Annotated in this window: 19 protein-coding genes; 8 read left to right on the top strand and 11 right to left on the bottom strand. The window is 43.5% G+C overall.

Annotation, left to right across the window (positions count from 1 at the left end):
- From LPB140_RS07430 to LPB140_RS07405, 6 genes are all read left to right on the top strand, one after another.
- Nucleotides 1-1,209, top strand: a complete 1,209-nt coding sequence (locus tag LPB140_RS07430; RefSeq protein ID WP_072559290.1) for a saccharopine dehydrogenase family protein — start codon at nucleotides 1-3, stop codon at nucleotides 1,207-1,209.
- Entirely contained in the window at nucleotides 1,209-2,363 is a 1,155-nt protein-coding gene (locus tag LPB140_RS07425) for a carboxynorspermidine decarboxylase (protein WP_072559289.1), read from the top strand. The genes LPB140_RS07430 and LPB140_RS07425 overlap by 1 nt, the downstream gene beginning before the upstream one ends.
- A gap of 151 nt (nucleotides 2,364-2,514) precedes the next feature.
- The gene (locus LPB140_RS07420; protein ID WP_072559288.1) at nucleotides 2,515-3,708 is read left to right on the top strand and encodes a type III PLP-dependent enzyme; all 1,194 of its coding nucleotides are present in this window, start codon (nucleotides 2,515-2,517) and stop codon (nucleotides 3,706-3,708) included.
- 77 nt (nucleotides 3,709-3,785) lie between these two features.
- Nucleotides 3,786-4,214 (top strand): MAPEG family protein, encoded by a 429-nt coding sequence (locus LPB140_RS07415; RefSeq protein ID WP_072559287.1) that lies wholly within the window; start codon nucleotides 3,786-3,788, stop codon nucleotides 4,212-4,214.
- Between the two features lie 13 nt (nucleotides 4,215-4,227).
- Nucleotides 4,228-4,650 carry an MAPEG family protein gene (locus LPB140_RS07410; RefSeq protein WP_072559286.1) on the top strand — a complete coding sequence of 141 codons (423 nt, stop codon included), beginning with the start codon at nucleotides 4,228-4,230 and terminating at the stop codon, nucleotides 4,648-4,650.
- Nucleotides 4,651-4,684: 34 nt separating this feature from the next.
- Nucleotides 4,685-5,629 carry a carbon-nitrogen hydrolase family protein gene (locus LPB140_RS07405; protein WP_072559285.1) on the top strand — a complete coding sequence of 315 codons (945 nt, stop codon included), beginning with the start codon at nucleotides 4,685-4,687 and terminating at the stop codon, nucleotides 5,627-5,629.
- A 10-nt stretch (nucleotides 5,630-5,639) separates the two neighbouring features.
- Here the strand turns inward: LPB140_RS07405 and LPB140_RS07400 are convergent, their stop codons facing one another.
- The 6 genes from LPB140_RS07400 to LPB140_RS07375 are packed head-to-tail and all read right to left on the bottom strand — an operon-like array spanning nucleotide 5,640 to nucleotide 12,295.
- Nucleotides 5,640-6,860 carry a class I SAM-dependent RNA methyltransferase gene (locus tag LPB140_RS07400; RefSeq protein WP_072559284.1) on the bottom strand — a complete coding sequence of 407 codons (1,221 nt, stop codon included), beginning with the start codon at nucleotides 6,858-6,860 and terminating at the stop codon, nucleotides 5,640-5,642.
- The gene (locus tag LPB140_RS07395; protein ID WP_072559283.1) at nucleotides 6,860-7,297 is read right to left on the bottom strand and encodes a hypothetical protein; all 438 of its coding nucleotides are present in this window, start codon (nucleotides 7,295-7,297) and stop codon (nucleotides 6,860-6,862) included. Before LPB140_RS07395 ends, LPB140_RS07400 begins: the two co-directional genes overlap by 1 nt.
- Nucleotides 7,284-9,011, bottom strand: a complete 1,728-nt coding sequence (gene ilvD / locus LPB140_RS07390) for a dihydroxy-acid dehydratase (protein ID WP_072559282.1) — start codon at nucleotides 9,009-9,011, stop codon at nucleotides 7,284-7,286. Before ilvD ends, LPB140_RS07395 begins: the two co-directional genes overlap by 14 nt.
- A gap of 57 nt (nucleotides 9,012-9,068) precedes the next feature.
- The gene (locus LPB140_RS07385; RefSeq protein WP_072559281.1) at nucleotides 9,069-9,785 is read right to left on the bottom strand and encodes an N-formylglutamate amidohydrolase; all 717 of its coding nucleotides are present in this window, start codon (nucleotides 9,783-9,785) and stop codon (nucleotides 9,069-9,071) included.
- Nucleotides 9,782-10,624 (bottom strand): 4-(cytidine 5'-diphospho)-2-C-methyl-D-erythritol kinase, encoded by an 843-nt coding sequence (locus tag LPB140_RS07380; RefSeq protein ID WP_072559280.1) that lies wholly within the window; start codon nucleotides 10,622-10,624, stop codon nucleotides 9,782-9,784. Before LPB140_RS07380 ends, LPB140_RS07385 begins: the two co-directional genes overlap by 4 nt.
- A gap of 9 nt (nucleotides 10,625-10,633) precedes the next feature.
- Nucleotides 10,634-12,295 carry a tetratricopeptide repeat protein gene (locus LPB140_RS07375; protein ID WP_072559279.1) on the bottom strand — a complete coding sequence of 554 codons (1,662 nt, stop codon included), beginning with the start codon at nucleotides 12,293-12,295 and terminating at the stop codon, nucleotides 10,634-10,636.
- A 168-nt stretch (nucleotides 12,296-12,463) separates the two neighbouring features.
- Here LPB140_RS07375 and LPB140_RS07370 point away from each other — a divergent pair, with 168 nt between their 5' ends.
- Nucleotides 12,464-13,297 (top strand): uracil-DNA glycosylase family protein, encoded by an 834-nt coding sequence (locus tag LPB140_RS07370; RefSeq protein WP_072559278.1) that lies wholly within the window; start codon nucleotides 12,464-12,466, stop codon nucleotides 13,295-13,297.
- A 9-nt stretch (nucleotides 13,298-13,306) separates the two neighbouring features.
- Complete coding sequence (locus LPB140_RS07365; protein ID WP_072559277.1) at nucleotides 13,307-15,112, top strand: lytic transglycosylase domain-containing protein; 1,806 nt, start codon at nucleotides 13,307-13,309, stop codon at nucleotides 15,110-15,112.
- Between the two features lie 28 nt (nucleotides 15,113-15,140).
- Here LPB140_RS07365 and msrA read toward each other — a convergent pair whose 3' ends face one another.
- The 5 genes from msrA to LPB140_RS07340 form a co-directional block, all read right to left on the bottom strand.
- Nucleotides 15,141-15,782 (bottom strand): peptide-methionine (S)-S-oxide reductase MsrA, encoded by a 642-nt coding sequence (msrA, locus tag LPB140_RS07360; protein ID WP_072560641.1) that lies wholly within the window; start codon nucleotides 15,780-15,782, stop codon nucleotides 15,141-15,143.
- A 113-nt stretch (nucleotides 15,783-15,895) separates the two neighbouring features.
- On the bottom strand, nucleotides 15,896-16,309 hold the full coding sequence (locus LPB140_RS07355) for a DUF1330 domain-containing protein (protein ID WP_072559276.1): 414 nt from the start codon (nucleotides 16,307-16,309) through the stop codon (nucleotides 15,896-15,898).
- Between the two features lie 2 nt (nucleotides 16,310-16,311).
- On the bottom strand, nucleotides 16,312-17,907 hold the full coding sequence (locus LPB140_RS07350) for a long-chain fatty acid--CoA ligase (protein WP_072559275.1): 1,596 nt from the start codon (nucleotides 17,905-17,907) through the stop codon (nucleotides 16,312-16,314).
- A gap of 23 nt (nucleotides 17,908-17,930) precedes the next feature.
- Nucleotides 17,931-21,422 carry a DNA polymerase III subunit alpha gene (gene dnaE, locus LPB140_RS07345; RefSeq protein WP_072560639.1) on the bottom strand — a complete coding sequence of 1,164 codons (3,492 nt, stop codon included), beginning with the start codon at nucleotides 21,420-21,422 and terminating at the stop codon, nucleotides 17,931-17,933.
- A 77-nt stretch (nucleotides 21,423-21,499) separates the two neighbouring features.
- On the bottom strand, nucleotides 21,500-21,982 hold the full coding sequence (locus LPB140_RS07340) for a glutathione peroxidase (RefSeq protein WP_072559274.1): 483 nt from the start codon (nucleotides 21,980-21,982) through the stop codon (nucleotides 21,500-21,502).
- Nucleotides 21,983-21,987: the final 5 nt, after the last annotated feature.

The raw sequence follows: 21,987 nt of genomic DNA, 5'->3' as shown, positions 1-21,987 counted from the left end.
ATGAGCAAGATTTTAGTCATCGGCGCGGGCGGCGTTGGTTCGGTTGCAGTTCACAAAATGGCGATGAACAAAGATATATTTTCCGAAATTCATCTGGCGAGCCGAACAAAATCGAAATGTGATGCGATTGCCGCATCTGTGAAGCAGCGCACTGGAGTGGAAATTGCCACCTATGCCTTGGATGCAGATGATGTTCCCGCCACGACAGCATTATTAAATGAAATTAAGCCCCAATTGGTGGTCAATCTTGCCCTGCCTTATCAAGATTTAAATATTATGGATGCCTGTCTTGCCGCCGGTGTAAATTATATGGACACCGCAAATTATGAACCATTGGACGTGGCAAAATTTGAATATCACTGGCAATGGGCATATCAACAACGATTTAAAGAGGCAGGATTAACCGCTTTATTGGGTTCTGGTTTTGACCCCGGCGTGACCAGTGTTTTTGCAACCTACCTTAAAAAACATCATTTTGAGCGTATCGACACTTTGGACATTTTGGACTGTAATGGCGGCGACCATGGACAGGCATTTGCAACCAATTTCAACCCCGAAATTAATATTCGTGAGGTAACGGCAGTTGCGCGGCATTGGGAAAATGGCGATTGGGTTGAAACCCCGCCAATGTCGGTAAAACAGACATTTGATTTTGAACAAGTCGGCCCCAAAAACATGTATATGATGTATCATGAGGAAATTGAGAGCCTGAAAACACATTTGCCAGAAATTAAACGTATTCGCTTCTGGATGACCTTTGGCGATGCCTATATCACCCACTTAAATGTGCTCCAAGCGGTCGGCATGACGCGCATTGATCCAGTTATGTATGAAGGCAAAGAAATTATTCCATTACAGTTTTTAAAGGCTGTTTTGCCCGAACCGGCCTCTTTGGGGGCGACCACAAAGGGCAAAACCAATATTGGTGATATTGCAACCGGCCTTGGCAAGGATGGAAACGAAAAAACGCTCTATATTTATAATATTTGTGATCATGAAGACGCCTTTGCCGAAACAGGCAATCAAGCGGTCAGCTATACTACCGGAGTTCCAGCAATGATTGGAGCTGCCATGCTGCTTACCGGAAAATGGACTGGCGCCGGCGTGTTTAATATGGAGGAATTTGATCCTGATCCCTTTATGGATATGCTCAACAAACATGGCCTGCCGTGGCAGGTGAAGGAGCTTGACGGACCATTGGCATTTTAATGGAAACCAAAGCAGGCGATCCCGGCGCATTTGCGCATTTTGACCTTGGCCGCGTTGACAGCCCTTCATTCATTGTCGACGCAGCTGCGATAAGGCGCAATTTGTCCATCTTGGCGGATGTAAAAAACCATTCTGGTGCAAAAATCCTTTGCGCAATGAAGGCTTTTTCCATGTGGCAGTTGGCCCCCTTAATCGGAGAATATCTTGATGGTGTTTGCACAAGCGGCCTTTGGGAAGCACGTTTAGCACGTGAACATTATAAGGGCGAAATTGCGACATATTGCGCGGGATATAAACAAAGCGATATGGCCGAAATTGTCGAAATTTCCGATCATATTATTTTTAACAGCCCCGCCCAGCATCGCCGCTTTGTTCATTTTTTGACCGATAAGGTTGATGCTGGCCTGCGCATCAATCCACAGCATAGCGAAGGTGAAGTTGAAAAATATGACCCTTGCCAGCCCCATTCACGTCTTGGTTTTCCAATTGGCCAATTAAAAACCGAGCATTTATCTGGCATATCGGGCATTCATTTTCACACCTTATGCGAACAGGAATTCGCCCCGTTGGAGCGCACATGGGAAGCGATTAAGCCTATATTAGCCCCCTATTTTAATCAGTTAAAATGGATAAATTTTGGCGGTGGCCACCATATTACTCGCGATGATTATGATAGGGAGGCGCTGATTCATTTTATTCGCAAAGTTAGCGAAGAAACCGGATGCGTGATATATTTAGAGCCGGGCGAAGCCATTGCATTGGACGCGGGTATTTTAGTCGGCGAAATTTTGGATATATTCGATAATGGCATGCCAGTTGGCATATGCGATATCAGCGCCACATGCCATATGCCCGATGTTATCGAAGCACCATATCGCCCTGCAATGCTTGGTGAGAAAATGGACGGGCCAGTCATGCGTCTTGGCGGGCCAAGCTGCCTCGCTGGGGATATAATCGGCGATTATCGATTTGCTGAAACCCCGCAAATTGGGCAAAGATTTGCCTTTTTGGATCAGGCGCATTATTCTATGGTCAAAACCACAACATTTAATGGTGTCCCCTTGCCCTCTATCTGGCTATGGGACAGTGAAAGCGACGATTTAAAGTTGGTAAAACGTTTTGAATGGACCGACTTTAAAAACCGATTAAGCTAAAATTTTCACATTTTTTTGCAATTTGAACTTTACATTACGGCTTTGCTTTCATATATCGCTCATTCGCTGCCCCAGGGGGACTTCCAATAACCGCAAGGCAGCGCCATTTTCGCATTTTTTAAGTTTAACAGACTATTGGGGGTCCCTTGAATTGTACGATTATCCAAACGCCTTAGCTGTCATTCGTGCTACTCAGCCTGACGAATCTATTACATTGCTTCGTCCTGATGCAGCCAAGCGTGCTGCCCGCTTCTTTATAGAAAATTTTAGCGGCAAATCAATATATGCGGTAAAGGCGAATCCTTCGCCCGACCTTATCCAAATTTTGTGGGAAAGCGGCATTACCCATTATGACGTTGCGTCAATTGGCGAAGTGCGCTTAATCCGTAATTTATTGCCCGATGCGGTGTTGTGCTTCATGCACCCTGTTAAATCAGAATCCGCAATCGCAGAGGCATATCACCAACATGGCGTGCGCACATTTTCGCTTGATACGCATGACGAGCTGGCCAAAATTGCACGGGCAACACATAATGCAGCCGATCTTGATCTTTGTGTCCGGATTCAGGTTTCCTCCGAACATGCTGAATTAAGCCTTGCCGCAAAATTTGGTGCAGATGCAGATGAAGTCGCCGATTTACTTGTCGCAACGCGCCAATTGGCCGACGGGCTTGGCATTTGTTTCCATGTTGGCAGCCAAGCCATGTCACCCAATGCATATTCCGATGCGATGGAGCGCGTGCGCGAGGCAATTATCGCATCTTCAGTCACTGTTGACATTGTTGATGTTGGCGGCGGCTTTCCATCGGTTTATCCTGGCATGTCACCGCCTGATTTACGCCAATATTTTAATGTGATTCACGACGCGTTTGAAGACCTGCCCATCAGCTATTCTGCGGAGCTTTGGTGCGAGCCGGGCCGTGCATTATGCGCTGAATATGCCTCCTTAATTGTCAAAGTGGAAAAACGCCGTGGGCATGAGCTTTTCATAAATGATGGCGCCTATGGATCTTTATTTGATGCGGCGCATATTGGCTGGCGCTTTCCCGTTGCCTATTTGGGCGATGATAATACCATAGAATCACATGATGGGTTTAGCTTTTATGGCCCAACATGCGACGATATGGACCATATGGCCGGCCCTTTCATGCTACCTGCTGATATAGGGTCGGGGGACTATATTGAAATTGGTATGTTGGGTGCTTATGGCTGCGCTATGCGCACCGGCTTTAACGGCTTTGGCGAAACATTGCGCTATACGGTCAGCGATGCCCCCATGGCCAGCGTATATTCGCGTCAAGAAAATGACAATGTCATTTCTTTTGAGGCATTTAGCAAAAGCTAAAATCCAATTTCAATCATCCAATTGACAATCCGCCTTATTTACATCAACCTACCTTAATGTAAATAAGGGGGATAAATATGGATAAGGATATTTTGTTACCAGCGGCTATTTTGGTCTGCTGGTCACTCATCATGCTATTATGGTTGGCCGCCTCTCGCTTTCCAGCGATGGCAAAAATTAAAAAACAACTGAATGTAGCAAAGCCAGGTGGCAGAGGACAGGATTTAGAAGGCTTAATCCCCGATCAGGTCAATTGGAAATCGCATAATTACTCCCATTTGATGGAACAGCCGACAATTTTTTATGCCATTATTTTAATTGCGGCTGTCGCAGGCGGGGTCACCCCCATAATGGTTAATTTGGCATGGGGTTATGTGATTTTCAGGATAATTCACAGCCTCTACCAATCATTAATCAATAATGTGATGGTCCGTTTTGCCATTTTCATGATGGCGACAATTTGTTTATTCATCTTGTCAATAATGACAGTTAATATATTGATATAAAGGATATATATTTATGACAAACAGCCCAATTTTAACGCCCGTCATCATCCTTATCCTTTGGACATTTGTCATGTGGATTTGGATGTATATTACGCGTATTCCCGCCATGCAGGCGGCGAAAATCGATCTCAATCCGGCCACCTATACTAAGGATGAATTAAAAAAATTGCCTTTTTCTGCGCAGTGGAAGGCAGATAATTATAATCATTTATTGGAATTACCCCCTATATTCTATGCTGTTGCCATTATTTTGGCGATAGTTGGCGAGGGTGACGGTATAAATTTATGGCTGGCATGGGCTTTTGTGTCGCTGCGCATATTACATAGTCTGTGGCAGGCCATTTTAAATATTGTGATGGTGCGTTTTGCTTTATTTGCTATTTCAACAATTATTTTAATGTGGTTGACTATAAATGCGGCAATGATAATTACATAAAAACAATAAATTACCACCAAAGGCATGGAATAATATGAAAGTTGCAGTTTGTCAGGCGGCACCAATCCCCTTCAATGTCGATGCAGGGATTGAAAAATTATTAAATCTGGCCACAAATGCAATTGAAAATGGCGCAAAACTCATCGCCTTTGGTGAGACTTTTTTAGGGGGCTATCCAATATGGCTTGATGAGGCAGCGGGCGCAGCATTATGGGATCACCTTGGCACAAAATCGCTGCATAATATCATTTTAAAACAGGCGATTAAGCAAGACGACCCCAGATTATTACCTTTACAGCAATTATGCGATGAAAATGACGTCATGCTGTCAATTGGCGCTCATGAAAGACTGCGCAACAGCATATATAATAATCAATTTTTAATGCGACCAAAAAAATCAATGCTGAACCACCGTAAACTGGTTCCCACGCATGGCGAACGGCTCATATGGAATAGGGGCGATGGATCAACATTAAATGTCCATCAACATGACCGGCATGTTGTCGGTAATTTAATATGTTGGGAACATTGGATGCCAATGGCACGCGCCGTCATGCATAATATGGGCGAAACAATCCATATTGCTGCATGGCCCACGGTTCGCGACACATATGAAATTGCCTCCAGACATTATGCTTTTGAGGGACGCTGTTTTGTTTTGGCGGCAGGAACTGTTCAGCATAGGCAGGATTTATTGGATGGCCTGCATTCAGTGGGCGGGGATAGCGCAGCTAAAGAGTTAATTGAGCAAATGGCAGATAAGCAGCTGCAATTTGGTGGCAGCATGATTATTGCCCCCGATGCATCAATTTTGGCAAAGGCCGGTGATAAAGCTGAAACTATTTATGCAGATTTAGACATTGACTTAATTGGTCAGGGATTAACATCTTTGGACACGGATGGCCATTATAGTCGCGCAGATATTTTTGATCTACGCGTGAATATTTCTGAACATAATGGCGTAACTTACGAAAAATAAACAAATTATACTAAATTACTTCTTTGCGTTTAAAATGTGCCACCAATTCTACATGTGTTGACCATCTAAATTGACCAACAGCCTGAATCCAAAGCAATTCCATACCGCTTTCGATTAACAATTTTGCATCACGCGAAAATGTCGCTGGATTACAGCTAACATAGGCCAAATCGCTTAATTGTGATGCGCAAATTTGTTCAATCTGATCACGTGCCCCTGCCCTTGGCGGATCGATGACCACTGCCTTAAACCTATTTAATTCTTGGCTGCTTAAGGGGCGGCGGTATAAATCTCGATGTTCGGTAAAAATGGGCAATTGCGCACGGTTTGCGGTATTTTTCAAATTGGTAATCGCTGATAAAGTCGCGTCTGCGGCGTAAACCTTATGCTTTTGGGCAAGATAGAAAGAAAAAGTGCCCAATCCTGCAAATAAATCAGCCACAGGCACATTTACGGGTATATTTTGTAGTGCAAGGCCAACAGCCGCTTTTAATGCCGACTCCCCGTCTCTGGTTGCCTGTAAAAATGAAAATGGCGGAAAGGGCGTATGAATATCATCTAAATTTATGGTTACCGGTTCAGGTTCCCACATCGCAACAGGGCCAAGGCCATCATCCATTGAAATTCGCGCCAATTTATTATTTTTTGCAAAATCCGTTATGGCCTCAATTTGCTCCAACCCCTCAGCCAGCCATCCCTCAATCAATAAATCAACGCCCTGATCAACCTCGGTTAACTTAATAATAACTGCCGATTTGTGCGGCAAATATTTGTTTAAAAATGGTTTTAGTGCCAAATAGACATGCCATAAGGCCGGCGTTATGGTTAAACATTGCTCAAGATTGATAATTCTGTGGCTTTGCTGCGTATTAAATCCAAATAATAGCTTTTTTCCAGCCCAATGCGCACGAAAAGACGCCCTACGCCTTGAATGTTTATTGCATAAAAAAGGTTCTTTTATATCAATATTATCAATGCCCTGCGACAATAAAGCACCGCGAATATTATCCTTTAAATATCCCAAATATGCCCCGTCAGTGACATGCTGCATCTGACAACCACCGCAAATATCGGCATGTTTGCATGGCGGCTCTTGATGTCCAGGGCCAAATTTAATCCCCCCTTGTTCAATCAGCATATCGCCTGGAACAGCGCCAGCAACATATCTGCCATCCGCAGTTACGCCGTCGCCGCGCGATCCAAATCTTATTATTTCATTATTTTGTGACATTATTTTTGTGCTTCTGACGTCATTATATTGACTTGACCATCCAATATATCGTCGGCTGCCTTCCTATTAACTATTGCATCCAATTTATATTGATCATTGCCCGAACGCAGCAATATTTGACTTCCGTCTAATATTTCAATCTCGCTATTATCAAATCCTTCTGCAGCGATAAGCCCCCTGCCCTTGACGATAATAAAACGCTTAAAGCCACCATCTGGATGCTTTAAAGTGACAATAGTTTGACCTTTTTCAACGATATTTTCACGCACACATATTTTTTCGAATTTATCCGTTCCATTTAATGCGCACATAATTTTATTATCTGCGCTGGCCGTTTCTTCTTGAAATGGACTATTATCCGCCTGTTCGCTGCAACCATGTAACATAAAGGCGGCAGCGAACAGAAAATATAATGATGCGTGATTAAATATCCGCATAAATATGTGTTTCTTTTTTGGCGCCCGGATGCGTCACCGCCCCATCAACCGCAGGCCCGACATTTTGGGCAAAGCGCCATAATGCACCGGATTGATAATCATTTTCACGCGGCTGCCATTTGGCCTTACGCTGCGCCAAAATTTCCGCATCAACTTGTAAATCAATTGTCCCTGCCTCTGCATCAATGGCAATAATATCGCCATCCTCAACCAAAGCTATTGGTCCGCCAGCCGACGCCTCTGGCCCGACATGGCCAATACAAAATCCTCTTGTCGCGCCGGAAAAACGACCATCCGTGATTAAGGCAACTTTCTCGCCCATGCCCTGACCATATAGTGCCGCCGTGGTGGACAACATTTCGCGCATGCCAGGACCGCCCTTTGGCCCTTCATAACGAATAACAATCACACTGCCTTCTTTAATTTCGCGATCCTCAACGGCCTTAAACGCATCTTCTTCACAATCAAACACCATGGCAGGACCGGTAAATTGCAAACGGGCCATGCCGGCAACCTTTACAATCGCACCTTCGGGGGCAAGGCTCCCCTTTAACCCCACAACACCGCCAGTTTTGGTGATAGGCGTCTTGACGTCATAAACAACTTTTTGGTCATTATTCCATTGAATTTCAGCAATATTTTCGGCCAATGTTTTACCCGTTACGGTCATGCAATCGCCATGCAGATATCCGCCATCCATCAATGTTTTCATCACCATATATACCCCGCCCGCATCATATAAATCACGGGCAACATATTTTCCGCCGGGCTTCAAATCGGCAATATAGGGTGTGGATTTGAAAATTTCTGCGACATCAAATAAATTAAAATCTATACCACATTCATTGGCCATTGCGGGTAAATGAAGCGCCGCATTTGTTGAGCCGCCGGTTGCCGCAACCACACGCGCCGCATTTTCAAATGCCTTTCGCGTGCAAATATCACGCGGACGAATATTATTTTCAAGCAAATACATAACCTGCTCGCCTGCTTTTGTGGCTATTTCTGCCCTGCTGCCATAGGGCGCAGGCGCCATATTGCTATTGGGGAGAGACAAGCCGATTGCCTCTGCCACACATGCCATTGTATTTGCAGTAAATTGACCGCCACATGCGCCATGTCCTGGACATGCTACTTTTTCAAGCTCAATCAATTCTTTTAATGGGCAATTATCCGCCGCATGTTGGCCAACCGCCTCGAACACATCAACAACAGTGACATCCTGCCCTTTATATTGACCAGGTAAAATTGAACCACCATATACAAATATTGACGGCACATTTAACCGCAACATCGCCATCATCATGCCCGGCAAGGATTTATCACATCCCGCATAGGTGACAAGCGCGTCATAACAATGGCCTCTAACGCTTAATTCAACGGAATCTGCGATTACTTCACGGCTAATCAAGGATGATTTCATCCCCTGATGCCCCATGGCAATACCATCAGTAACCGTAATGGTGTTAAACCGAAATGGCGTACCACCAGCCGCAATTACGCCTTCACGCGCGACATCAGCCTGCGCGTTTAATGTGCTGTTACAGGGGGCGCTATCATTACCTGCCGATGCAATGCCAACAAAGGGTTTTGCAATATCCTCCTCGCTCCATCCCAGTGCATAATAATAGCTGCGATGCGGCGCTCTTTCAGGTCCAAAAGAGCTATGACGGCTAGGTAATTTAGATTTTTCCATATCTGACCCCAAATTCATTAAATTGCTGCTTAATAACTAGGCTCGCCTTATGCGCTTTTTACGCTCTCTGGCAAGTCATTCGATAATATTTGTAGCAGTTTCAGCCAAAATTTGTGCAAATCTTGCTTGCCCCTTGCCATCATTGATATGATCTTGCCGTATCTCCACCCCAAAATATGGAATATTACGCGCCTCGGCATGTCTGTCCATCGATGCATTTAACAATTTACCTGAATAGGGCAATTGATCACCAATAATCAAATTTATGCTTTTCAAATGTGCCAACGCCTTTTTCGAACTAAACTCCTGTTGATTATATAAAATTCCCATATCCCATGGGCGATTTATTTCGGGTTTTGATGCCAATTTTGGGGTAAAACTATGCAAGGATATAATAAGATCTGGCCTATTGCCTTCAATTATTTGGGTTAATGCATCATGATAGGCATGATGATATGCATCCAATCTTTGCGCGCGTTCATCCACCGAAATATGATTGGCCCCAATCTCCACATCATCGCTATATGTGGGGATAACATCTGCATCTTCATAATGACGGTTAAGATCAACCCATAAACGGCTATAATAAGACATAAAAATTGAAAATTGATGCGATTCATTTAACAATGTTGCAATTTCGCTTGTCCCAATATCACCCGCAATATGGCGCGCCATGTCACCTGCTGACACCCCAATTTGCGCGCCCACTGGCAAGGCAAAACCAGCATGGTCGGCGACCACCAATATATTGGCATATTTTGCGCCTTGTTTATAAATATATGGCGATGTCATATTATTTTACCAGCCCTAATCCACATATTGGGGAATTTCTGTTCCATCATTATTCGCGCCGCATCACAGCTTTCAAAATCATGATATAATCCAAAGCATGTTGCGCCCGATCCCGACATTCGCGTTAAAATATTATCCCTGTTGTTTAAGCTATTAAGAATATCATTTATGATGGGACATAATTTGATGGCGGCGGGGGTTAAATTATTACATCCCCTTTGCGCATTTTCATATGCCGAGCCATAGATTAGCGCCCCTGCATCCTTGCCATCCCAATTGGCAAAAACATGTTGTGTGGCCAAATGGATAAGCGGGTTTACAAGCAAAATGTGAATTTCATGAAGCCCGCTTATGTCAACATCATGAAAAATATCGCCAATGCCCGTTGCCCGGCATGCTTGCCCCTTTAAACAAATGGGTATGTCCGCACCCAATGATGCTCCAACATCTAATAAATCTGTATCTTTGGCGTCAATATTCCAAATCTTTACCAGTAATTTTATTGCCGCCGCCGCATCAGCCGACCCGCCGCCTATGCCCGCACCAATGGGCAATGCTTTTTCCAAAATAATATCTGCCCCAAGAGATATATTATATTTTTCTCGTAATTTACGCGCTGCACGCATGATTAAATTATCTTCAGTAGACGTAATCTGCATCAATTCAGGTCCAAATGGCCCGTGCACCTCCATGCTCAATTTTGATGACAATTGCCCGCTGATCTTGTCACCAATATTGGCAAAGGCGAATATTGTGTCCAATTCATGATAACCATCATCCCGTTTTGCGCGAACATGCAGGGCAAGGTTTATCTTTGCAGGGGCAAAAATCTCAATCATATATTAAACTCAATTTGCCACCGTCATTAAACCAAAATCCAATTTTTTTATGATATTATCTGTCTTTTCCTTTGGCAGCATATTTGCCGCAGATCGCCAGGCATATCGTGCATCAACATAACGCCCATTGGACCAATAAACATCGCCCAAATGATCAAATATTTCACCATTATTGGGGTCTAATCTTGATGCTTTTTCAATAAAATGCTCAGCCATGTCATATTGTTTATTTAAATAATATGCCCAACCAAGAGAATCCATAATCGCGCCATTATCTGGCTCCAAATTATTAGCCTTTTTCAACAAACTAACCGCGCGCGCCCGATCCCCGCCATTTTCCAATAAGCCAAAGCCCAGATAATTTAATAAATAAGCATTATTAGGAAATCGCTCCACCGCATTTTCCAAAATGGCCTGCGCGGCGGGCCAATCACCGCCCATGTCCAAAGTGCCGGCATATCTTAAATAAATGCTTTCATCCTTGCTATTGGTATCGTTACTAGTGGCAGCTTTGCCATCTTGGCCCATCAGCTGTTCATAACTTGGCTTTAACAATGATTGCGCCTGCTTCCACTTTCCTAAATCAGTATAAATTTGGGCCAATAAAATTTTTGCCGCATCTATTTTTGGATATTCCTCAACCACTTGTTCTGCCAATGGCAAGGCATCCAATGAATTACCTTTTTCGACAATATTATGAACCAATTCTACCTTGCTAACCGAATAAAATGGATTTTGCTTGTCCAATATAGATAGCATCGCCCTTGCCTGCGGCTCCATTTCATTTTGCACCAATATATTCATTGCAATATGCTCCGAATAACCAAGGCCAGGCGCAAGGTTTTGCGCCACCCGTGCAAATATTAACGCCGGTATTTCAATTTCTTCATCGGCAAATATTTTTGCAATATTGGCGAAGTAAACCGCCAATCCTGTGCGATAGTCTGGAAATTTTTGTGCTGCCTTTGACTTTGACTTTTTTTCATGTGTTTTTATCTGAAATGCTTTTTCAATTTTATACTCTCCGGCAATGGCAATATAGGGCAGCAGGCTATTTGCCATATTCACATCACCGGAAATTTGCGCATGGTGGATAATTGCCATGACCATATTTTGGCGGCGCACCTCGCTGAAATTTGCGCCAGAAATTAATTTTGCGATTTTATCAACTTCACCGCGCGAAAGAGCCAAAAAAACGGCCTGATCAGGAAAAAGATAATCCGATATATCATTATCTTTTGCCGATATATCTTGCCAATTTATTGGTTTATTTTGCGCATTGTCCAACCAAGCGGTTAAGATGGGCACGGAAAATTTATAAATTCCGGCCATGTCAATTTGATCAATTGCACCCCTTGCTCCCTTCCAATCGCGCCGCTGCATCGCGTCAGCATAATATAAAATGGGCGCTTCCGCAGGTGATTTGCCAATAATCTCCATTTGATTATATGAATTTATTAAGGCATCCCAATCATTTGACCGAAGGGCCAATTTATTGATATTTTCCGATATTGCCCCAATATTTTCAGCTGTTTTTGGCATAGCCAAATAAGCGTTCAGCGCGCGTCTATCTTCGCCTAAAATCTCCCATTTTTTTGCCTCAAAGAATAATAATGCGCTATTTATTTCTTCATTCTTCGCAACTGCTAATTGAGGGGTCAACAAGAGCATGGAAGCTGCGAAAATTGGCGAATAAAAGTAACGAAGGCTATATTTCAAGATTTTCACCAATATTTGAAGATGTTTTAGGATTATGGTCGATATTATATATAATATCTTCCAATATATTGTTAGGAACGTCAACAGAACGAATGAATATAGGAATAAATATTTAATTTCATGACTGGTAAAGCCGGACAGAGCAATGATTTAAATCATAATATCGCTTATTATCTGCAATGGTGGCAGAATATGGGCGTTGCACATGCATGCAATGATGATGTGATGCAATGGCTGTCAGAAGAAAAAAATATACCTATCATTATAGACAATCACCAACATGATATTGCTCAACAAAATATAGCGCGCGCCGAACAACGGCAAAATGCAAATCGGCCGGCACAAAATAAGCCCGCGCCCGCAATGAATAGGTCCGCCCCAACAAATCATCATCCTATGCAGGACAATTCACTTTGGCCGCAAAATATGGAGCAGTTTAAGCATAATATTGCCAATAATATTGCGATGCCATGCGATATTGGGACGGGTAAAAAATTAATGCCTCATTTTACCGATGCGGCAAAAATCATGATTATTTCCGACATGCCAACGAAAAGAGACGTGACGGAACAGAGATTTTATACTGGTGAAGAAGGTATATTTTTAAAAAATATGCTGCAAAGCATAAATGTTCGAGCAGATGAGTGTAATTTTGCAAATTTAATCACCACATCTCCTATGACTGAGATGATAATTGATTCCGATTTGCCCATTTTGGGTCAGTTTTTACTGCATCTCATCCACCTACAATCCGCCCCAAAGGTGATAATTTTTGGTGCGGTCGCGGCAAAAGCACTATTCAACGCAGAAATGATAAATTTAAGAGGAAATTTACAAAATTTTAACCATAAAGATGTGAATAAGTCGGGAATAGTTACTTTACACCCGAGGGTCGTGCTTCAAAAAACGTCTGTAAAAAGGCAATTATGGCAGGACCTCAGTTTATTATTTTAAGAGGTTTTTGTGGTTACATTTTTATCGTTCAACAAGTCTGCTTCCCTTTTTGGACTATCAATTGCCATTTCCGGTGCATTATTGACCAGCAATATCTTTGTTGAGACAGCACATGCCGCAGGCCGCTTTGAAATGGGGCATAATGGAGCCCAATCAAAAATCCCAACGGTTTTAAACAAGTCTGAAGCAGATAAATTTAATGATATTTTTTCTGCAATTGAGCAGCAAAATTGGGATCAGGTTAAAAATTTAATCGATAAAGCCGATAATGGTCCGATGAAATATATGGCCATGGCTGAATTTTATCTTGCGGCAAATTCTCCAAAGGTGGAGGCGGAACAATTACAAACATTATTATCCAAAGCCCCTTATTTACCGCAGGCGGAACAATTAAGCAGATTGGCCCAAAAACGCGGCGTGGCCAATGCAGATTTCACCCCCAAAGTTAACCAACTTTTTTATGCTGGTTCATCACCACGGCGCGGCACGCCAAAATCAATTGTAGATGGCAGTGCATCTTCCTTGAAAAACCAGGTTTTGGATTTCATTAAAAATGATCAACCAGGCAATGCAGAAAATTTATTTCGGGCGCAATATTCATCGTTAAGCCCAGATAGTATTTCCGAATTACGTCAGCGTATTTCATGGTCATATTATATTGAAAATGACGATGCTGCCGCGCTTCGCTTGGCAAGTGAAACAAATAATGTTCAAAATGACTGGGATAATTTAAGCCATTGGGTCATCGGACTTTCCAGCTGGCGTCTGGGCAAATATGCAGATGCGTTTAAGGCATTTGAAATTGTTGCGGCAAATAGCTCAGATGAGGAAATTCGCTCAGCGGCATATTATTGGTCTTCACGCGCCGCAACTGCATCGCGCCAACCGGAAAAATCCATGCGCCGATTACAAGCCGCCGCACAAGCAGGCGAAACATTTTATGGCCAATTGGCAAGTGAAGCATTGGGCCTTGCTGGACAGGCTGTCAATTTTCAAAAAGCTGGCGACTCAAACAATATTAAGTTGAAAAATAATGAAAATATTGAAATTGCCATTGGATTAAAACAAATTGGCCGCGATAAATTGGCTGATGAAGTTTTACGGCATCAGGGCCGAATTGGTAATAGCGCCGAATTTGCGCAATTGGCAAAGCTGGCCGGTGACCTTAGCCTGCCCCAAACGCAATTATATTTTGCCCATTATGCGCCCAGCGGGCAAAAAAGCGATAATGCAAATCGCTACCCCACTGTTGATTGGCAACCTCAATATGGATGGCGTGTTGATAAATCATTGGTTTTCGCTCACACTTTGCAAGAATCGCAATGGCGCCCAGATGTGGTTAGCCCGGCAGGCGCACGTGGTTTAATGCAAATCATGCCCGGCACAGCGGAATATATGAACCGCAGCCGTCCAGAATTGGCGGCAAATGGCGGATTAAATAAACCATCGGTAAATTTGGAATATGGCCAGAGCTATTTGGAATATTTACGTGACAATGGCGCGACAGAAGGCTTCCTGCCTAAGGTTATTGCCGCATATAATGCCGGATTATCCCCTGTTTCACGATGGAATAGTGAGGTGAATGATCAAGGCGATCCATTATTATTTATGGAATCCATCCCCTATTGGGAAACCCGTGGATATGTGATGACCGTAATGCGTAATTACTGGGTATATCAGGAAATTGACGGTGTGAAATCGGATAGCAGAGCGGGCATCGCCCAATATTTATGGCCCAGCTTTCCTGCGACAAATACAGACACGAAATTTGTTCGCAAAACTGGCGGTGGTTCAATTATCGCGGCAAGAAAATAATTTTATTATATCTTTGGGGTAAAGGATTTTATTTACCCCAGATTTCTTTTAATCGCGCGTCACGACCACAGCTTTTACGATAATATTTATAACTAATCGGGTTTTTCTTATAATAATCCTGATGATATTCTTCGGCTTTATAAAATGTGGATTTGGGCAATATTTTTGTTTCAATATTTTTATTAAAAGTCTTTTTCAAATTTTCTTTAGACAATGTCGCAATTGTTTTTTCATATTTTACGCTGGTAAAAATTGCGGATTTATAACTATGTCCCTTGTCACAAAATTGTCCATTTGCATCAAATGGGTCAATATTCCTCCAAAATATCTTTAATAAATTGGCATAATTAGTGACTTTGGGATCATAAGTAACCAAGACAGCTTCATAATGGCCGCTGCCGCCCGCACTTACTTGCTCATAACTTGGATTATTAACATTCCCGCCAATATATCCAGATTCTACTTTTATAACGCCTTTGACCTTTTCAAAATCCGCCTCTGCACACCAAAAACATCCCATTGCAAAAATGGCAGTCACGTTATTTTCCTTGGCTTCTACAATTTTAGCTTTATTTTCAGCCAGATGGTTGGAGCTATAGGATGAAAAACTTGTCGCCGCCGCCGAAATAACCGCAAGGGCCAACGAAAAACTCAAACTAGTCTCATTCATAAAAACAACCTTTATCTTATGCATTCATAATAGATACGGCATAGCATGTGAAAAGGTTACAATATCAGCAATTTATTTAATCAAAAATATTCATCCAAAGCTACCATCCATTGTTATGGCGAAAATCTTATCAATCGACTAGTCAACACAGCTGATTGGCGATGCACAACCACTTTTCGATATTCTTCATTTGTTACCATTTCCAAAAATGCGGCTGAATTTGGATATTGCGCGATAAAACATGTATCCCAATGTTGATTGGGCGGCCCAATTAACATCACGTCCATTTGCCCGCGCCAAATAATCGTCCCGCCAACCGAGGCAAAAATAGGTCCGCTGCTTTTGCCATATTCTTCATATGCGCGTTTTCCGCTCCATGATAAATCCGCACATTCATGATCCGCCGGATAGGTCGCATTATCCTTAAACTTCACCAAATTCAGCATGTGGATTGACGTATCTCTTGGCAATGATTTGAAGATTTCAAATGCTTCACGCTCAGGATCAAGATAGTTTTTACCTTCCATGATTATACCTCCTCAAAACGATATTCTTTAAACCGATTTCGAAGTTCGGTTTTTAAAATTTTGCCTGTCGCAGTGTGCGGAATTTCATCTACAAAAACAATATCATCTGGCATCCACCATTTGGCAACTTTATCGGAAAGATAGGATAAAATATCCTCTGCTGATACATCGTTGCCGCTTTTGCGGACAATGATTAATAATGGCCGCTCATCCCATTTAGGATGATATATCCCAATCGCCGCTGCTTCTGCGACACCTGGGCAGCCGACCGCCGCATTTTCCAGCTCGACCGAACTAATCCACTCGCCGCCCGATTTAATAACATCTTTTGACCGATCGGTTATTTGCAGCGTGCCATCGGGATGTAAAGTCGCAACATCGCCCGTGTCAAACCATCCATTTTCATCAACCGCATCTTCATCCGCCTTAAAATATCGTTGCAGCACCCAAGGCCCTCTTATCAACAATCGGCCCGAGGTTTCGCCATCACGGGGCAAAATATTATCATCATCGTCAACCGTGCATAATTCGACCCCAAAAATGGGCCGCCCCTGTTTGCACACAATATCCACTTGCTCATCAAAGCTAAGCTCATGCCAATTGGTCGTCGGTGAACCAACCGTGCCAATGGGTGATGTTTCGGTCATCCCCCATGCATGACCAACTCTTATCCCCGCTTTCATCAAACGCTCCACCATAGATCGCGGCGCAGCAGAACCGCCGATAATCGCCATACGAAGTTTTCCCAAATCGCTGCCCGTTGCGTCCAAATGTTGAAACATGGCAAGCCAGACAGTTGGCACGCCTGCGCTATGCGTGACGCCTTCTGATATCGTCAAATCATGCAAAATTGCAGGATCATTTACCGCGCTATATACAAATTTAACGCCTGCCATGGCGCCCGCCCATGGCAAACCCCAACTTGCCGCATGGAACATGGGCACAACAGGCAACATGACCGATTGGGCATCAAAATCAAATGCCGCAGGCTGTAACCCCGCCATTGCATGTAATGTGGTTGAACGATGTTCATATAAAACACCTTTGGGATTTCCTGTTGTCCCGCTTGTATAACAAAGCATGCAGGGGTCGCGTTCATCCATTTTTGCCCATGTCACATCGCCATTAAATTGACCAATCCATTCTTCAAAACCATTTTGTCCAGATGGTGGGTCAAAACAAATATATTTCTCAATCGTTGGTAATTTATCCCGCAATCGATCAATTATGGGTTGGAATGCGGCATCATATAACATCACCTTATCTTCGGCATGGTTGATGATATAAATTAATTGCTCGTCAAATAATCGCGGGTTAATGGTGTGCAAAACACCGCCTGCGCCCACCGCCCCATACCAGCTTACCAAGTGGCGGCTATGGTTCATGGCCAATGTGGCTATACGATCACCTTTTTGAATATTGGCAGCTTGCAATGCCTGCGTCATTTTTAAAGCATCTTGGCGAATGCCGCTCCAATCGGTTCGGGTTCGGCTTCCATCGGCCCAATGGGTCACGATTTCACGGCCACCAAATTCCCTATCGGCATGATCGATTAAATTGGAAACCACCAATTCATAATTTTGCATTCCGCCTATCATCTCTCTCTCCCACGACTATTATTTTAACTCACAATTTGAAGATGTTTGTTATTTGCCGTAATTTCGGCTGTATCCACACCCTCCAATGCCTTTATTTCCTCTAAAATATCGGCATCAAATTTGAAATTTCTTCCCAATAACATGGTGGCAATTTTATTCTGTCCTGCGGGCATTTTGGCCAAAACCACACCGCGCCCTTCGCCTGAACGGGTCAATAATGTGCTCAGCATGGATAAATTATTATCGCTCGATAAATAAAGCTCCAATGTCGTGGAAACTGTTTTCGCCAAAATTTCCAATGACTGAAATGATTTAATGGTAAATCGCGGCGTTTCCTCCCCTGCCTTCATATCCAATTCTAAAGAGAATAGGAGACAGGCAGATTTTTCGGCCTGTTCTGCCAATTTTTTGCCCATTTCCTCTTCAAAACAGCTTGCCGAAAATTGCCCGCTTTGGTCGGACATTTCCACAACAACAAAACGATTTCCGCGTTTGGATTCGCGCCAACGAACAGCCTCCACCATCGCTGCCATTTTGGCATTTTTCTTCACACCTTCGGCTATAGGCCCGCTATTACAAAGCAGGGCATATGAACTTGCGCCCTTTGCCTCAGCAACGGCGCGATATTGTTCCATTGGGTGCGCTGCAAAATAAAAACCAAATGCATGTTTCTCATTTTGCATTTTTTCGGAAATATCCCATGGGGTGCATTGTTGGATAATATTGCCTGCAAATCCAGAATTTTCTTCTTCTCCGGCGAACAGGCCGCCCTGCCCTGAAATACGTTCCTGCTGTGCGGTTTGGGCAACCGAAATAATCATTTCCGCGCTGGAAAATATCGCCGCTCTATCGGCATATATGCTGTCAAATGCACCGGCACAGGCCAAATTTTCCACCTGTCTTTTGTTTAACTGGCTGCTATCCACCCGATTTGCAAAATCATTAATATCGGTAAATGGGCCATTATTTTTTCTCTCAACGACAATTTGCTCCATCGCCTTTTGCCCAACATTTTTAAGACCGGCCAAGGCATAGCGCACGGCAAGCCCATCATCATTTTGCTCCACAATATAACTTGCCGAGCTGTGATTGACACATGGGCCAAGACAAGTGATTTTGTTACGCCGCATATCATCGGCAAAAATCGCTAGCTTATCGGTTTGATGCATATCAAAACACATTGACGCTGCATAAAATTCATAAGGATAATGCGTTTTAAGCCAGCCTGTCTGATATGCCAAAAGAGCATAGGCAGCAGCATGGCTTTTGTTAAAACCATATCCGGCAAATTTGTCAATTAAGTCAAATAAACTATTGGCTTGGCTGGCATTAATGGCTTTTTCGGCGCAGCCATCGACAAATCTTTTACGCTGCACATCCATTTCCGCCTGAATTTTCTTACCCATGGCGCGGCGAAGCAAATCTGCCTCACCAAGGCTATATCCAGCAAGGATTTGCGCCGCCTGCATTACCTGTTCTTGATAAACAAAAATACCATAGGTTTCTTTCAATATCCCCTCTAATAATGGGTGCGGATAGGCAATATCTTCTTCACCATTTTTACGCCGTCCAAACATGGGGATATTATCCATTGGGCCGGGCCGATAAAGGGAGACAAGTGCGATAATATCACCAAAATTTGTCGGCTTAACGGCGGAAAGAGTGCGGCGCATTCCTTCAGATTCCAGCTGAAACACCCCCACAGTATCACCGCGCTGTAACAGCTCATATACTTTTTCATCGTCCAGAACCAATGTCTCTAAATCAACATTGATGCCGCGAACCTTTAACAAATCAACCGCCTTTTTCAAAACAGACAGCGTTTTAAGTCCCAAAAAGTCGAATTTAACAAGCCCCGCAATTTCAACAAATTTCATGTCAAATTGCGTGACGGGAATATCAGAACGCGGGTCGCGATATAGGGGTACAAGCTGCGCCAACGGCCTATCACCAATGACCACACCAGCAGCATGGGTGGAGCTATGCCTTGGTAGGCCTTCTAATTTCAATGCCAAATCAAATAATCGGGCAACATCTTGATCACGCCTATATTCTTCGCGCAGTTCAGCGACGCCCGACAATGCCTTTTGCAAATCCCATGGGTCAGTGGGATGATTGGGTACCAATTTACAAAGCCGGTCAACATGACCATAGCTCATTTGCAATACGCGCCCCGTATCACGAAGAACCGCACGCGCCTTTAATTTACCAAAGGTAATAATCTGCGCGACTTGATCAACGCCATATTTTTGCTGAACATATAAAATAACCTTTGTTCGATGTGTCTCGCAAAAATCAATGTCGAAATCGGGCATGGACACACGGTCCGGGTTTAAAAAGCGTTCGAACAGCAATCCCAATTCCAACGGATCCAAACCAGTAATGGTAAGCACCCATGCAACCAATGAACCCGCACCTGAACCACGGCCCGGCCCCACGGGAATATCCTCATTTTTTGCCCATTTAATAAAATCGGCTACGATTAAGAAATAGCCAGGAAAGCCCATGTTACAAATAACATTTAATTCAAATTCCAACCGATCATAATATGCTTTTTTGACGGCCTCATCCGTAATATTTCTTTCAACAAAGCGGGCTTCCAACCCTTCTAAAGCATCTTTACGAAGCTGCGCATCCTCAGCATCTCTGTCACCCGCAATAGAGGGTAATATCGGCTTGCGATATGGCGCTGCTGCGGTGCATCTTTTGGCCACTATAGCGGTATTTTTTATTGCCTCTGGAATATCGGCGAAAATTTCCATCATCTGACGATCGGTTTTCAACCATGCCTGAGGACAGCTTTTCTTCCTATCGTCACTGCTGACATATGTGCCCTCGGCAATGCAAAGCATCGCGTCATGCGCCTCATGAAATGAAGGTTCAGCATAGCAGGCAGGATTTGTCGCAACCAAAGCAATATTTCGGTCCAGAGCAAATTTAATTAAATGCGGCTCTGCAGCGATTTCGGTTTCATGGTTCCGGCGGCATAATTCAATATATAAACGGTCGCCAAAAATTTCCTGTAAATTATCAAGATATTTTGCCGCATCATCCAATTGCCCCTGTGCGCATAGGCGGGTCAATCCACCCTCATGCCCTGCTGTCAGAGCGATTAAACCATGATGATGCGCACGCAAAAATTCAAAATCAATTTGCGGATTTGACAAACCTTCTGATCCTAAATGCGCTCTTGACACGATACGGCATAAATTTTCATATCCCATATCATTTTGCGCATATAAACCAATCCAATCTGATATTGCCGCGCCGCGATCATTTTGTTCTTCACCGCCCCGCGAAGGACGGGTAATTCCAACAAAACTGCCAATAATGGGCTGAACCCCGGATTTGGTGCAACCATCTTGAAATGGCATTACGGCATATAAACCGTTACGATCAGTTATCGCCGCTGCCGGAAAGCCCAATTTTGCTGCATGTTCACCAATTTTCTTTGGCTCAATCGCACCATCCAGCATCGTATAAGCAGAAAAAACACGAAGAGGAATATAGGGCATTGTCATATATAATTATTTGCAGATCATGGCCGCGAATGCAATGCTTTGCCAATGCTTATTTGTGGATAATATTGTGATTAAGCCAATAATTTTTCAATTTGCGGGGCAAGGCTCTTTGGCTTTACCTGTGGGCCATAACGCGCCACCACATCTCCCTTTTTATCCACCAAAAATTTGGTAAAATTCCACTTAATCGCGCGCGAGCCCAATAAACCGGCCTGTTGGGATTTTAAATATTTCCATAGCGCAGAGGCATTTTCACCATTAACATCAATTTTTTTCGCCAATGGAAAGCTGACATCATATGTTAAGGAGCAAAAATTCAATATCTCTGCTTCATCCCCAGGTTCCTGTGCGCCAAATTGATTACATGGAAAGCCAATAATGACCAATCCTTTGTCACCATATTCCCGGTGCAACTGCTCCAATTCCTCATATTGCGGGGTAAAGCCACATTTTGATGCTGTATTTACGAACAACAAAAGCTTGCCTTCAAATGCAGACATATCCAAATTTGATCCATCGGCCATTTGAATTTTATGTTCATAAATTGACGACATTTTTT

The organism is Sphingorhabdus lutea (genome assembly GCF_001889025.1).
Taxonomy (GTDB): domain Bacteria; phylum Pseudomonadota; class Alphaproteobacteria; order Sphingomonadales; family Sphingomonadaceae; genus Sphingorhabdus_B; species Sphingorhabdus_B lutea.
This window is presented reverse-complemented; position numbering and strand designations above follow the sequence as displayed.